Source organism: Streptomyces sp. NPDC002130 (assembly GCF_040296465.1).
Lineage (GTDB): Bacteria > Actinomycetota > Actinomycetes > Streptomycetales > Streptomycetaceae > Streptomyces.
Genome location: NZ_JBEOXI010000025.1, coordinates 38,239 through 51,247 on the forward strand (window position 1 = coordinate 38,239; position 13,009 = coordinate 51,247).

Here is a 13,009-nt window from a genome sequence, read left to right on the forward strand (position 1 = left end):
GGATGCCTCAGAGGGTCTCCCGGTAGGCCTCCAGAGCGGGCGCCGTCTTCGTCGCCGTGAACTCGGTGACGCGGTACGCGCACACGCCCGCGGTGACGAACGGGTCCTCCGCGGTGATCTCCTCGATCCGCGCGCGATCCCCCGCGACGGCGATGATCACCCCGCCGTCGCGGGGATTCTTGCGCCCGGACGCCAGGAACACCCCCTGCCGGTACTGCTCGTCGAGCCAGACCACATGCTCCTCCAGCACGGCGTCGACGGCTTCCAGCGGGGCGGTGTACGTCAGTTCCAGCACGAACATGACGGGGAGACTACCCCGGGTATCCGTCCGGCCCCCGGGGTGCCCGTAGGCTCGGGCCACCATGACGACCGTACGCATCCCCGACGACTGGCCCACGACCGAGGAGCAGGCCCGCGCGGTCCAGGACGCCCTGCGCGAGCGGGTGATCCTCGACGAGCCGGGCCCGCCGCCCGGGACCGGCCGTGTGACAGGTGTCGACGTCGCCTACGACGACGAACGGGACGTCGTCGCGGCGGCCGCGGTCGTCCTGGACGCGGCGAGCCTCGAAGTCGTCGCCGAGGCCACCGCGGTGGGCCGGATCTCCTTCCCTTACGTACCCGGGCTGCTCGCCTTCCGCGAGATCCCCACGGTCCTGGCCGCCCTCGACGCCCTCCCGTGCGACCCCGGCCTGGTCGTCTGCGACGGCTACGGCCTCGCCCACCCCCGCCGCTTCGGCCTCGCCGGCCACCTCGGCGTCCTGACCGGCCTGCCCACGATCGGCGTCGCCAAGAACCCGTTCACCTTCACCTACGACGACCCGGACACCCCGCGCGGCAGCACCTCCGCGCTCCTCGCCGGCTCCGAGGAGGTCGGCCGGGCGCTGCGCACCCGGGACGGGGTCAAGCCGGTCTTCGTCTCCGTCGGCCACCGCGTGACGCTGGACCACGCCTGCGCACACACCCTCGCCCTGACCCCCGCCTACCGCCTCCCGGAAACCACCCGCAGGGCGGACGCGCTGTGCCGCAAGGCGCTCCGGGAGACCTACTCCGTCTGATCGGCCACGTGCCAGCGGCCCACCTCCCGGTACTCCGAGTCGTGGATGGCCGACCCGTCCCCGGGGCGGAGCTCGTAGTGCCGGAGATTGCCGCCCCAGTACCTGAGGATCCGGCCCAGCTCGCCGGCCGGGTCCTTCGCCAACGCCGCGTCGTCCATGGTGACTTCGAGAAGGAACTTCATGCCTTCAATGGTTTCATTGAAGTCCTTGTTGGCACTTCTGGAGCTTCCGCCGAGGCCGGAGTGCGCAAAGCCTCAAGTCGGGGGATCGGCCGGGGCGGGGCGGGGGCGGCGCGATCTGAGTACCGGCTCTGAGTAGCTGTACGGATGCCCGCCCACCCCGCCCGCCGACAGGCTGGGACGCATGACGACGCACCGCGCACCCAAGCCTGTTGCCGCCCCGACCCAGACCGTCGAGCGGGCCGTCACCATAGGGCTGATCCTCGCCGTCCTGGCCGGGCTCGGCTGGATCGCCGGGATGATCTACACCCTCGCCGAGTGGCCGCTGTAGGCCCCCGGCGGGACCTCAGCGGGCCGACGCGACGCGGAAGCGGATGCCCGCCGCGCGCAGCCGGCCGATCAGCGCGTCTCCCATCGCCACGGCCGTGGTGACCTGACCCGCCGTCTTCGGAAGGTCGTCGAAGGCCAGGCACAGCGCCGACTCGGCGAACATCTTGGCCGTCTCGTCGTAGCCGGGATCGCCGCCCGAGACCTCCGTGCGCACCCGCTTGCCGCCGCCTTCGCCCACGAAGCGCACGGAGAACCAGCTCTTCGCCCGCTTCTCGGGGCTCGGTCCGTCCCCGGGCTTGAGCCGGTCCGACAACCAGCGCCGCGCGGGCGGCACCTGCGCCGCCGCGACCAGGGCCCCGACCGCCGCGACCCCGCCCACAGCGACCGGCAGGTGCCGGACGGCCGCGTATTGCCGGTAGCGGAAGTCGGGCCCGTACCGGTCGAGGGCCGACGCCGAGCGCCGCACGATCTGCGGGTCGATGGTCGGCATCGGCAGCGCCCACGCGCCGACCTCCTTGGCGAACCGTGGGCCCCCCAACGGCGCCGATGCCCGCCGGCCCACCAGCCGCGGCTCGTGCCGCCGCCGGTCACGGGCGGCCGCCGCCATCTCCCGCTGCCGGGCGAACTGGCCGAGCGCGGAGGCGAAGGTCCCGCCCGAGAACGCCGCGTCCGCGGTCACGAAGCCCTCCACGGACAGCGGCACGTCCTCCGGCAGCTGCTGCACGGTGAAGTACACGCCCAGGTCGTGCGGGATCGAGTCGAACCCGGCGGCGTGCACCAGCCGCGCTCCGGTCTCCCGCGCGCGTGCGTCGTGCCGGACGTACATCAGGTCCACGAACTCGGGCTCGCCGCACAGGTCCAGGTAGTCGGTCCCCGCGTCCGCGCACGCGGCGACGAGTTCCTCCCCGTACGTCACGTACGGTCCGACCGTCGTGGCCACCACGCGCGCGTGCTCCGCGAGGTCGCGCAGCGAGGCCGGGTCGGAGACGTCCGCCCGCAGCACGCCGATCTCCGCGTCGGCGGGCAGCCGCTCCCGCAGCCGCTCCAGCTTCTGCGCGCTGCGGCCCGCGATTGCCCAGCGCAGCCCCTCGGGCGCGTGGGCGGCCAGATACTCCGCCGTGAGCGCCCCGGCGAAACTGGTCGCTCCGAAGAGCACGATGTCGTACGGACGGTCCGTCCCGCTTTGCCTGCTCATGACACCCCTCGGTCGTGCAGCCCGTGCCGCTGTCGGTGGCCGAGGCTAGCGTGAGGAGTGCGGAGCCCGACGACGAGCCCGGAGGACGACGATGGCCGTGCCCAGGAATGCCCTGAAGAAGTGGGAGAAAGTGCGCGCGTTCGCGCTGGGGCTGCCGGACGCCGTCGAGGAGTTCCCCTGGGGCGAGTCCGTCGCGAAGGTCAACAAGAAGGTGTTCGTTTTCCTCGGCGTCCAGGACGGCAGTTACCCCCTGGGGGTGACGGTGAAGCTCAAGGACGAGACGGCGCACGCGCACGCGCTGGCCTGCCCCGGCGCCGAGCCCGCCGGGTACGGCCTGGGCAAGGCGGGCTGGGTGAGCGTCCCCCTGGAGCAACAGGGAGCCCCGGCCGCCGAGGTGCTCTGCGACTGGGTGGAGGAGAGCTACCGGGCCGTCGCCCCGAAGCGGCTGATAGTGGAGCTGGACGGGACCTGACCTCGTCCGGCAGATTGCTAAGCGCTTGCTCGTTCAGGGCTTGTGCCGAATGGAACACGTTCTTAGCATCGCTGGTGTTACATCAGATGTGTCACAGCACTGGGGGCTGGATGACCACGGCAAGGACGCCAGGACACGGCCCGCTCTCCGGCGTGCGCGTCGTCGAGCTGGCCGGCATCGGGCCCGGCCCGTTCGCCGCCATGCTCCTGGCCGACCTCGGAGCCGACGTGGTGCGTGTGGACCGCCCGGGCGGCCCCGGACTCGGCATCGACCCGGCGTACGACGTCACCAACCGCAACAAGCGCTCGGTGGTCGTCGACCTGAAGTCACCCGACGGCCGGGAACAGGTGCTCGACCTCGCCGACCGTGCCGACATCCTGCTCGAGGGCTACCGCCCAGGCGTCGCGGAACGCCTCGGCGTCGGCCCCCAGCCCTGCCACGCCCGCAACCCGCGTCTCGTGTACGGCCGGATGACCGGCTGGGGCCAGGACGGCCCGCTCGCCCAGCACGCCGGGCACGACATCGCGTACATCGCCCCCACGGGCACCCTCGGCATGATCGGCAGGCCGCAGGAGGCGCCGCCGGCCCCGGCCAACCTGCTCGGTGACTACGCGGGCGGCTCCCTCTACCTCGTCGTCGGCGTCCTCGCGGCCCTCCACCACGCCCGCGCGACCGGCACCGGCCAGGTCGTCGACGCCGCCATCGTCGACGGGACGGCCCACCTCACCACGATGATCCACGGCATGCTCGCCGCCGGCGGCTGGCAGGACCGCCGCGGCGCCAACCTCCTGGACGGCGGCTGCCCCTACTACGGGACCTACGAGACGGCCGACGGCCGGTACATGGCCGTCGGCGCCCTCGAACCGCAGTTCTACGCCGAGTTCCTCGGCCTCCTCGGTGTCGACGACCGGGCCGACGCCCGCAAGGACGTCACCCGTTGGGATGAACTGCGCGAAGAGATCGCCGCTCGCTTCAAAGCGCGGACGAGGGACGAGTGGACGGCCGTCTTCGACGGCTCCGACGCCTGCGTGGCGCCCGTGCTGTCGCTGCGCGAGGCCCCGCACCACCCGCACCTGGCCGCCCGCGGCACCTTCACCGACCACGGCGGCATAACCCAGCCCGCCCCGGCCCCCCGTTTCTCCGCGACCCCGACCTCCGTCCGCACCGGCCCGGCCCGGCCGGGCGCCGACACGGCGGACGTCGCCCGGGACTGGGCCCTCCCCGGGCTGTTCCCGTCGTCCCGCAACCCTCAGTGAAAGGCCTCCTCGTGAGCACCGAAGCGTATGTGTACGACGCGATCCGCACCCCGCGCGGCCGCGGCAAGGCGAACGGCGCCCTGCACGGCACCAAGCCCATCGACCTGGTCGTCGGACTCATCCACGAGATCCGCGCCCGGTTCCCGGACCTCGACCCGGCCGCCGTGGACGACATCGTCCTCGGTGTCGTCGGCCCGGTCGGCGACCAGGGCTCCGACATCGCCCGGATCGCCGCCATCGCCGCGGGCCTGCCCGACACGGTCGCCGGTGTGCAGGAGAACCGCTTCTGTGCCTCGGGCCTGGAGGCCGTCAACCTGGCCGCCGCCAAGGTCCGTTCCGGCTGGGAGGACCTCGTCCTCGCGGGCGGTGTCGAGTCCATGTCCCGGGTGCCGATGGCCTCCGACGGCGGCGCCTGGTTCAACGACCCGATGACCAACCTCCAGGTCAACTTCGTGCCGCAGGGCATCGGCGCCGACCTCATCGCCACCATCGAGGGCTTCTCCCGCAGGGACGTCGACGAGTACGCCGCCCTCTCCCAGGAGCGGGCCGCCACCGCGATGAAGGACGGCCGCTTCGACAGGTCCGTCGTCCCGGTCAAGGACCGCAGCGGCCTCGTCGTCCTCGACCACGACGAGTTCCCGCGTCCCGGCACGACGGCCGACTCCCTCGCCAAGCTGAAGCCGTCCTTCGCGGACATCGGCGAGCTCGGCGGCTTCGACGCCGTGGCGCTCCAGCAGTACCACTGGGTGGAGAAGATCGACCACGTCCACCACGCGGGCAACTCCTCCGGCATCGTCGACGGCGCCTCGCTCGTCGCGATCGGCTCCAAGGAGGTCGGCGAGCGCTACGGCCTCACCCCTCGCGCGCGGATCGTCTCCGCCGCCGTCTCCGGCTCCGAGCCGACCATCATGCTCACCGGGCCCGCCCCGGCCACCCGCAAGGCCCTCGCCAAGGCCGGACTGACCATCGACGACATCGACCTCGTCGAGATCAACGAGGCGTTCGCGGCGGTCGTCCTGCGCTTCGTGCGGGACATGGGCCTGTCCCTGGACAAGGTCAACGTCAACGGCGGCGCGATCGCGCTCGGCCACCCCCTCGGCGCCACCGGCGCGATGATCCTCGGCACCCTCGTCGACGAACTGGAGCGCCAGGACAAGCGCTACGGCCTCGCCACGCTGTGCGTCGGCGGCGGCATGGGCGTCGCCACCATCGTCGAGCGCATCTGACCCCCTCCCGACGGATCACACGGAGCACCTCCACATGAGCACTGAGTCCACCACCATCCGCTGGGAACAGGACCGCACCGGCCTCGTCACCCTCGTCATCGACGACCCGAACCAGTCCGCGAACACCATGAACCAGGCGTTCCGCGACTCCCTCGCCGCCGTCACCGACCGCCTGGAGGCCGAGAAGGACTCCATCCGGGGCGTCATCATCACCTCCGCCAAGAAGACGTTCTTCGCCGGCGGTGACCTGCGCGACCTCATCCGCGTGACGCCCGAGACGGCCCAGGAGCTGTTCGACGGCGGCATGGCGATCAAGCGGAATTTGCGCCGCATCGAGACCCTCGGCAAGCCGGTCGTCGCCGCCCTCAACGGAGCGGCGCTCGGCGGCGGTTACGAGATCGCCCTCGCCTGCCACCACCGTGTCGCGCTCGACGCGCCCGGCTCCAAGATCGGCTGCCCCGAGGTCACCCTCGGCCTGCTGCCCGGCGGTGGCGGCGTGGTCCGCACCGTCCGCCTGCTCGGCATCGCCGACGCGCTGCTGAAGGTGCTCCTCCAGGGCACCCAGTACAACCCCCGCCGCGCCCTGGAGAACGGCCTCGTCGACGAGGTCGCCGACAGCCGGGAGGACATGCTCGCCAAGGCCCGCGCCTTCATCGACGCCAACCCCGAGTCCCAGCAGCCCTGGGACAAGCCGGGCTACCGCATCCCGGGCGGCACACCGGCCAACCCCAAGTTCGCCGCGAACCTGCCCGCCTTCCCGGCCAGCCTGCGCAAGCAGACCAACGGCGCCCCCTACCCGGCCCCGCGCAACATCCTCGCCGCCGCCGTCGAGGGCTCCCAGGTCGACTTCGAGACCGCCCAGATCATCGAGGCCCGCTACTTCGTGGACCTGGCGGCCGGGCAGACGTCGAAGAACATGATCCAGGCGTTCTTCTTCGACCTTCAGGCCGTCAACTCCGGCGCGAACCGCCCCAAGGGCGTCGAGCCCCGCAAGGTCCGCAAGGCCGCCGTACTCGGCGCCGGCATGATGGGCGCGGGCATCGCCTACTCCTGCGCCCGCGCCGGCATCGACGTCGTCCTGAAGGACGTTTCCCTGGAAGCGGCCCTCAAGGGCAAGGCCTACTCCGAGAAGCTGTGCGCCAAGGCCGTCGCCAAGGGCCGCACGACCCAGGAGAAGGCCGACGCGCTGCTCGCCCGCATCACCCCCACCGCCGAGGTCCAGGAGCTGGCCGGCTGCGACGCCGTCATCGAGGCCGTCTTCGAGGACACCTCCCTCAAGCACAAGGTGTTCCAGGAGATCCAGCACGTGGTCGAGCCCGACGCGCTGCTGTGCTCCAACACCTCCACGCTGCCCATCACCGCCCTCGCCGAAGGCGTGGAGCGCCAGGCCGACTTCATCGGCCTGCACTTCTTCTCGCCCGTCGACAAGATGCCGCTCGTCGAGATCATCAAGGGCGAGCGCACCGGCGAGGAGGCCCTGGCCCGCGCCTTCGACCTGGTGCGGCAGATCAACAAGACGCCGATCGTCGTCAACGACTCGCGCGGCTTCTTCACCTCCCGCGTCATCGGCCACTTCATCAACGAGGGCGTCGCCATGGTCGGCGAGGGCATCGAGCCCGCCTCGGTCGAGCAGGCCGCCGCCCAGGCCGGCTACCCGGCCAAGGTGCTGTCCCTGATGGACGAACTGACGCTGACCCTGCCCCGCAAGATCCGGGCCGAGTCGAAGCGGGCGGTCGAGGAGGCGGGCGGCACCTGGACGGCCCACCCGGCCGAGGCCGTCATCGACCGCATGGTCGACGAGTTCGGCCGCACCGGCCGCAGCGGCGGCGCCGGCTTCTACGACTACGGCGACGACGGCAAGCGCACCGGCCTGTGGCCCGGACTGCGCGAGCACTACACCAAGCCCGGCCACCGGATCCCGTTCCGGGACATGCAGGAACGCATGCTGTTCTCCGAGGCGCTGGACACCGTCCGGCTGCTGGAGGAGGGCGTGCTGACCTCCGTCGCCGACGCCAACATCGGCTCCATCTTCGGCATCGGCTTCCCGGGCTGGACCGGCGGCGTGCTGCAGTACATCAACGGCTACGAGGGCGGCCTGCCCGGCTTCGTGGCCCGTGCGCGGGAACTCGCCGAGCAGTACGGCGAACGCTTCGCCCCGCCCGCGCTGCTGGTGGAGAAGGCGGAGAAGGGGGAGCGGTTCAGCGACTCAGCCCGCGGCTGACCCGCCGGACTCCGACGGCCCGGTGAGCCACTCGCCCAGCTCTTCCTTCAGCGACCGCTGAAACGCGGTGAGGAGGGCCTGCACCACCAGCGGGTGCATGTGCGCCGACAGGGACCGCACGTCCCGCGCGTCACGCTCCGCCACCTCCCCGCGGAAGAGGTGGGACAGCTCCCGGGCCGCGGCGCACGCGTGCTCGATGAGGACGTTGCGCGCCGTGGAGATCGCCTCCTGGGAGAGCGGCACGTCCAGCAGTCCGGCGCCGAGCCGGAGCAGACCGAGGTCGGCCTCGTACCCGCCGTCCGCGGGCCGGACCACGCCCATGGCGACGAGCCGCTCGACGTCCTCGTCGCCGAGCGGCCGTCCGGCCCGCCGCTCCAGCTCCGCCCGCGTGACCCTCTCGACGGTCTCCGGCGCCCAGGAGGCCACCACGGCCCGGTGGATGGCGAGGTCGTGCGCGCTGAGGTCCGGCGGCAGTTGCCGCAGGTAGCGCTCGATGCCGGCCAGCGTCATGCCCTGCTGCTGCAACTCCTCGATCAGCGCCAGCCGGGCCAGATGCTCGCGGCCGTAGTGCCCCACCCGCCGCGGACCGAGCACCGGCGGCGGCAGCAGCCCCTTCGTGCCGTAGAAGCGGACCGTGCGCACGGTGACACCGGCCCGGGCCGCCAGCTCGTCGATCGTGAGGGTCGGCTCCTCGGTGTCGGTCGTCATGTGCAGCAGTATCGCTGTCTCACCAGTGCTGTGAAACCTCCGGCGACTCAAGTGAGGGTCGTGTGAGAAGTAGCGCTCTGTGACGTATGCCACCGCGTGAGCCGTGCGGCGTGGGGGAAGGTGGCCCCTTGGTCTGTGCCTTTACCGAGGGCACGGACCTTATGTACGTCCGGAAGCCGAGCGCGACCCGCTCGGGAGCACCAGAGAGTGGATCCACCGTGAGCAAGGACGCCGTGAACACGGCAGCAGCCGCATCCCGCAGTGACGCGGCCCGGGTGCCCGCGGACGCGGGCGACGCCGGCTACAGCAAGGACCTCAAGCCCCGCCACGTCAACATGATCGCCATCGGAGGCGCGATCGGCACCGGGCTCTTCCTGGGTGCGGGCGGCCGCCTCCACAACGCGGGCCCGGCCCTGGCGATCGCCTACCTGGTCTGCGGCGTCTTCGCCTTCTTCGTGGTCAAGGCCCTCGGTGAGCTCGTGCTCTACCGCCCCTCCTCGGGCTCCTTCGTGTCGTACGCGCGCGAGTTCCTCGGTGAGAAGGGCGCGTACGTCGCCGGCTGGATGTACTTCCTGAACTGGTCGACCACCGGCATCGCCGACATCACCGCGATCGCGCTCTACACGCACTACTGGAGCCTGTTCACCGACATCCCGCAGTGGGTGCTCGCGCTGGTCGCCCTCGCGGTGGTCCTGGTGGTGAACCTGATCTCGGTGAAGATCTTCGGCGAGATGGAGTTCTGGTTCTCGATCATCAAGGTCGCGACGCTCGTCGGCTTCATGCTCATCGGCATATTCCTGCTCGCCACGCAGCAGAAGGTCGGCGGTGGGACGCCGGGCCTGAGCGTCATCACCGACAACGGCGGCGTCTTCCCGCACGGCGTGATGCCGGTCGTCCTGGTCATGCAGGGCGTGATCTTCGCGTACGCCGCGCTGGAGCTGGTCGGTGTCGCCGCGGGCGAGACCGCCGAGCCGGAGAAGGTCGTCCCGCGCGCGGTGAACTCGATCATGTGGCGTGTCGGTCTCTTCTACGTCGGCTCGGTCGTCCTGCTGGCCCTGCTCCTGCCGGGTTCGGTCTACTCGGCCGACCAGAGCCCCTTCGTCACGGTGCTGTCGAAGATCGGCCTCCCGGCCGCCGGCGACGTGATGAACCTGGTGGTCCTCACGGCCGCCATGTCCTCCCTCAACTCGGGCCTGTACTCCACGGGCCGCATCCTGCGCTCCATGGCGATGGCGGGCTCCGCGCCGAAGTTCACCGCCCGCATGAACCGCAGCCAGGTCCCCTACGGCGGCATCCTGCTGACCTGTGGGGTGTGTGTGCTCGGCGTCGGCCTGAACTTCCTCGTGCCGGCCCAGGCCTTCGAGATCGTGCTGAACGTGGCCTCCCTCGGCATCATCAGCACCTGGGTGATCATCATGGTCTGCCACCTGGTCTTCGTGCGCCGCGCCAAGGCAGGCCTGATCAACCGCCCCTCCTTCCGTCTCCCGGGGACCCCGGTCACGGAGATCGCCACGATCGTCTTCCTGCTGGCCTGCCTCGGCATGATGTGGAACGACCCCGAGGTCGGCCGAAAGACCCTCCTGCTGGTCCCGCTGATCGCGGCCATGCTGGTCGCGGGCTGGTTCGGCGTCCGCCGCCGTGTGTCGCAGACGGCGGACCAGGAGCTGTCGCAGCTGACGAAGTAGCAGGTCGCGGCCTGTCGGTCCCCGGCGCGGAACGGCCGGCTCAGCCCTGGCTGTCGAAGGCCCGTACCAGGCAGTCGCCGAGGCGCTGTGCGAGGGTGCCGTCGGGGTCCAGGCGAGGGTTGAAGATCGTGACGGTGAGTCCGACGGCGCCGCCGCCGGACAGGGCCGTGCGCAGGACGGTCTCCAGCTCCTGCCAGGTCAGGCCGTCCGGCTGCCGGTAGTCGACGGCGGGCATGAGCGCGTCGTCCAGCACGTCGACGTCGAGATGGACCCAGTACCCGGCGTCCGCGCCGCCGCCGATCAGCAGCCCGACCGCGCGGCGGGCAGCGTCGGCCGCCCCCAGCGCACGCACGGTGTCCAGTTCCATCGCGTGCAGCGCGGGCGGCAGCAGCTGCATGCCGTACCCCGCGGACTCCTCCGCGTCCCGGAACCCCAGGGCGACGACGTCCTCGTCCCGCACGAGCGGGCCCCGGCCCTCCAGGTCGGCCAGCGCGCGCGGGCCGCGCCCGGTGGCCAGGGCGAGTTCCATGGAGGCCACCTCGCCGGCCGGCTCGGCCGAGGGCTGGTAGAAGTCGGTGTGGCCGTCCAGGAAGAGCAGTCCGTGCCGGTCGCGGCGGCGCAGCGCGAGCAGGGTGCCGAGCAGCACGCTGCAGTCGCCGCCGAGCACGACGGGGAACCGGCCGTCGTCGAGGACCTCGCCCACGGCGTCCGCCAGCGCGACGGAGTACGCGGCGATGCCGCCCGGGTTCAGAACCCCCGTTACCGGGTCCCGCTCCGGCTGGTACGGGGGCGGCTCGACCCGCCCCGCGTGCACCGCCCCGAGCCCCTCGGCCAGCCCCGCCCCGAGGAGCGCCGCCGGCAGGTCCTCCACACCGGTGGGGCGCAGCCCGAGCACGGACGGGGCCTCGATGATCGCCAGTTTCCGCAACGCCGGCTCCCTCGTCAGCAGCCGCGGCCTCACTCGTCACGGCGCATGGGCCCACCGTAGACGGCCGGGCCCCGTCCGGCAGGCCGGGTGCCTCCTGACGGGGTGGGGCACCGACGCCCCGGCCCGGCGAGCCGCCAGGCGGCCGGGTTGGGCCGGACACTCCTGCGCGAGGACGACGTCAGTGCCCGTGGACGCCCCGGCGCGGCGAGCCGCCAGGCGGCCGGGTTGGGCCGGACACTCCTGCGCGAGGACGACGTCAGTGCCCGTGGACGCCCCGGCGCGGCGAGCCGCCCCCCCCGGCCGGGTTGGGCCGGACACTCCTGCGCGAGGACGACGTCAGTGCCCGTGCACCCCGTTCGTCGCGGCGAGCCGCTTCCACGACCTGGGCTGGGCCACGCCCTTCGCCGCCTTGGCCACCGCACCGGCCCGAGCCGCCGGCACCCCCGGCTTCGACGGCTGGAACAGCCACGTGTCGAACAGTGCGGCCAGCGGCTTGCCCGACACCTCCTCCGCGTACCGCTGGAAGTCCGCCACCGACGCGTTGCCGTGGGCGTACTTCGTCGGCCAGCCCTTGAGAATCGCGAAGAACGCCTCGTCGCCGATCTTGTTGCGTAGGGCTTGGACGGCCAGTGCGCCACGGTCGTAGACCGCGATGTCGAACTGGTTCTCCGGGCCGGGATCCCCGGGCTTCACCGTCCAGAACGGGTCGTCGGCGGGATGCGAGGCGTACACGTAGTCGGCGAGTTCCTGTGCCGTGCCCTCGCCCTCGTGCTCGGACCACAGCCACTGCGCGTACCGCGCGAACCCCTCGTTGATCCAGATGTCCTTCCAGCGCTTGAGCGACACCTCGTCGCCGTACCACTGGTGGGCCAGTTCGTGGACGACGACCGACACGTTCGACCCGTTCGCGAACTGCCGCGGGCTGGACCAGGTGCCTCGACGATGGGCGTCACCGGCGCTCGCGACGCCGTGTCCTCGATGGCTCCGGAACTGACCGCACGAATCCGCGCGCATTCCGACATTCCCGTCGGCGTCGGATTGGGTGTTCGGTCCGGCGCACAGGCTGCCGAAATCGCGGCATACGCCGATGCCGTCATTGTCGGCTCGGCTCTGGTCTCCGCGGTCGAGAACGGCTTGGGAGCAGTTCGCTCGCTCACCGAAGAACTCGCCGAGGGCGTCCGCTCGGCTACCGTGGCGTCGTGACCTCAACTGTGGACCTGCTGGCCTATATCCCCAGCCCGCCCCAAGGCGTCTGGTACGTCGGACCGGTAGCGCTGCGCGCCTACGCGCTCTTCATCATCCTCGGCATCATCGTCGCGATCATGTGGGGAGATCGTCGTTGGGTGGCCCGCGGCGGTGAGAAGGGGACTGTTCTCGACATCGCGATCTGGGCTGTTCCCTTCGGTCTGATCGGTGGCAGGCTCTACCACGTTTTGACCGACTGGCCCGCCTATTTCGGCGAGAACGGTCAGCCACTCGACGCACTCAAGGTGTGGCAGGGAGGCCTCGGAATCTGGGGAGCAGTGTTCCTCGGCGGCATCGGTGCGTGGATCGGCTGCCGTCGACGCGGCATTCCGGTGTCCGCGCTCGGTGATGCGATTGCGCCCGGAATCTTGCTCGCGCAGGCCATCGGTCGTATCGGCAACTACTTCAACCAGGAGTTGTACGGTCGCGAGACCACCGTCCCATGGGGCCTCGAGATCTTCGAGCGTGTGAACTCTTCCGGCCAGCTCGATCAACTGGCAGGTGTCTCC

General features: G+C 71.4%; 14 protein-coding genes and 1 pseudogene. 9 read left to right on the top strand and 6 right to left on the bottom strand.

The features are described 5' to 3' along the window. Positions 1–7 precede the first annotated feature (7 nt). The gene (locus ABT116_RS07280; RefSeq protein ID WP_107453970.1) at positions 8–301 is read right to left on the bottom strand and encodes a YciI family protein; all 294 of its coding nucleotides are present in this window, start codon (positions 299–301) and stop codon (positions 8–10) included. Between the two features lie 61 nt (positions 302–362). Between ABT116_RS07280 and ABT116_RS07285 the strand changes: the two genes are divergently transcribed. Then, complete coding sequence (locus tag ABT116_RS07285; RefSeq protein WP_351629054.1) at positions 363–1,055, top strand: endonuclease V; 693 nt, start codon at positions 363–365, stop codon at positions 1,053–1,055. On the opposite strand, the gene ABT116_RS07290 is transcribed toward ABT116_RS07285, so the two are convergent. Then, positions 1,043–1,237: a hypothetical protein gene (locus tag ABT116_RS07290; RefSeq protein ID WP_351629056.1), complete on the bottom strand. Its 195-nt coding sequence runs from the start codon at positions 1,235–1,237 to the stop codon at positions 1,043–1,045. The genes ABT116_RS07285 and ABT116_RS07290 overlap by 13 nt on opposite strands. A 181-nt stretch (positions 1,238–1,418) precedes the next feature. Here ABT116_RS07290 and mmpA point away from each other — a divergent pair, with 181 nt between their 5' ends. Next, positions 1,419–1,565, top strand: coding sequence for a morphogenic membrane protein MmpA (mmpA, locus tag ABT116_RS07295; RefSeq protein ID WP_170320889.1), 147 nt, complete (start codon positions 1,419–1,421; stop codon positions 1,563–1,565). Between the two features lie 15 nt (positions 1,566–1,580). Here the strand turns inward: mmpA and ABT116_RS07300 are convergent, their stop codons facing one another. Further along, on the bottom strand, positions 1,581–2,759 hold the full coding sequence (locus ABT116_RS07300) for a saccharopine dehydrogenase family protein (protein ID WP_351629059.1): 1,179 nt from the start codon (positions 2,757–2,759) through the stop codon (positions 1,581–1,583). Positions 2,760–2,850: 91 nt separating this feature from the next. Here ABT116_RS07300 and ABT116_RS07305 point away from each other — a divergent pair, with 91 nt between their 5' ends. From ABT116_RS07305 to ABT116_RS07320, 4 genes are all read left to right on the top strand, one after another. After that, entirely contained in the window at positions 2,851–3,231 is a 381-nt protein-coding gene (locus tag ABT116_RS07305) for an MmcQ/YjbR family DNA-binding protein (protein WP_351629062.1), read from the top strand. A gap of 110 nt (positions 3,232–3,341) precedes the next feature. Beyond that, entirely contained in the window at positions 3,342–4,487 is a 1,146-nt protein-coding gene (locus ABT116_RS07310) for a CaiB/BaiF CoA transferase family protein (RefSeq protein ID WP_351629065.1), read from the top strand. A gap of 11 nt (positions 4,488–4,498) precedes the next feature. Then, the gene (locus tag ABT116_RS07315) at positions 4,499–5,713 is read left to right on the top strand and encodes an acetyl-CoA C-acetyltransferase (protein WP_351629068.1); all 1,215 of its coding nucleotides are present in this window, start codon (positions 4,499–4,501) and stop codon (positions 5,711–5,713) included. A gap of 34 nt (positions 5,714–5,747) precedes the next feature. Beyond that, the gene (locus ABT116_RS07320) at positions 5,748–7,934 is read left to right on the top strand and encodes a 3-hydroxyacyl-CoA dehydrogenase NAD-binding domain-containing protein (RefSeq protein WP_351629071.1); all 2,187 of its coding nucleotides are present in this window, start codon (positions 5,748–5,750) and stop codon (positions 7,932–7,934) included. Here ABT116_RS07320 and ABT116_RS07325 read toward each other — a convergent pair. Beyond that, positions 7,920–8,642 (bottom strand): MerR family transcriptional regulator, encoded by a 723-nt coding sequence (locus tag ABT116_RS07325; RefSeq protein WP_351629073.1) that lies wholly within the window; start codon positions 8,640–8,642, stop codon positions 7,920–7,922. The two genes, ABT116_RS07320 and ABT116_RS07325, sit on opposite strands and share 15 nt — an antisense overlap. A gap of 218 nt (positions 8,643–8,860) precedes the next feature. Here ABT116_RS07325 and ABT116_RS07330 point away from each other — a divergent pair, with 218 nt between their 5' ends. Further along, positions 8,861–10,327, top strand: a complete 1,467-nt coding sequence (locus tag ABT116_RS07330) for an amino acid permease (protein WP_351629076.1) — start codon at positions 8,861–8,863, stop codon at positions 10,325–10,327. Between the two features lie 40 nt (positions 10,328–10,367). Here the strand turns inward: ABT116_RS07330 and ABT116_RS07335 are convergent, their stop codons facing one another. Then, positions 10,368–11,255, bottom strand: a complete 888-nt coding sequence (locus tag ABT116_RS07335; RefSeq protein WP_351629079.1) for an arginase family protein — start codon at positions 11,253–11,255, stop codon at positions 10,368–10,370. A 336-nt stretch (positions 11,256–11,591) separates the two neighbouring features. Continuing rightward, positions 11,592–12,179 (bottom strand): annotated as a pseudogene (locus tag ABT116_RS07340) (M1 family aminopeptidase); the annotation flags it as partial. An 18-nt stretch (positions 12,180–12,197) separates the two neighbouring features. Between ABT116_RS07340 and ABT116_RS07345 the strand changes: the two are divergent. Together ABT116_RS07345 and ABT116_RS07350 are read left to right on the top strand one after the other, a co-directional pair. Next, the gene (locus ABT116_RS07345) at positions 12,198–12,458 is read left to right on the top strand and encodes a tryptophan synthase subunit alpha (RefSeq protein WP_502983832.1); all 261 of its coding nucleotides are present in this window, start codon (positions 12,198–12,200) and stop codon (positions 12,456–12,458) included. Continuing rightward, positions 12,455–13,009 (top strand): prolipoprotein diacylglyceryl transferase family protein (locus tag ABT116_RS07350; protein ID WP_502983833.1); only part of this gene is annotated, 555 nt, incomplete at its 3' end. The genes ABT116_RS07345 and ABT116_RS07350, both read left to right, overlap by 4 nt.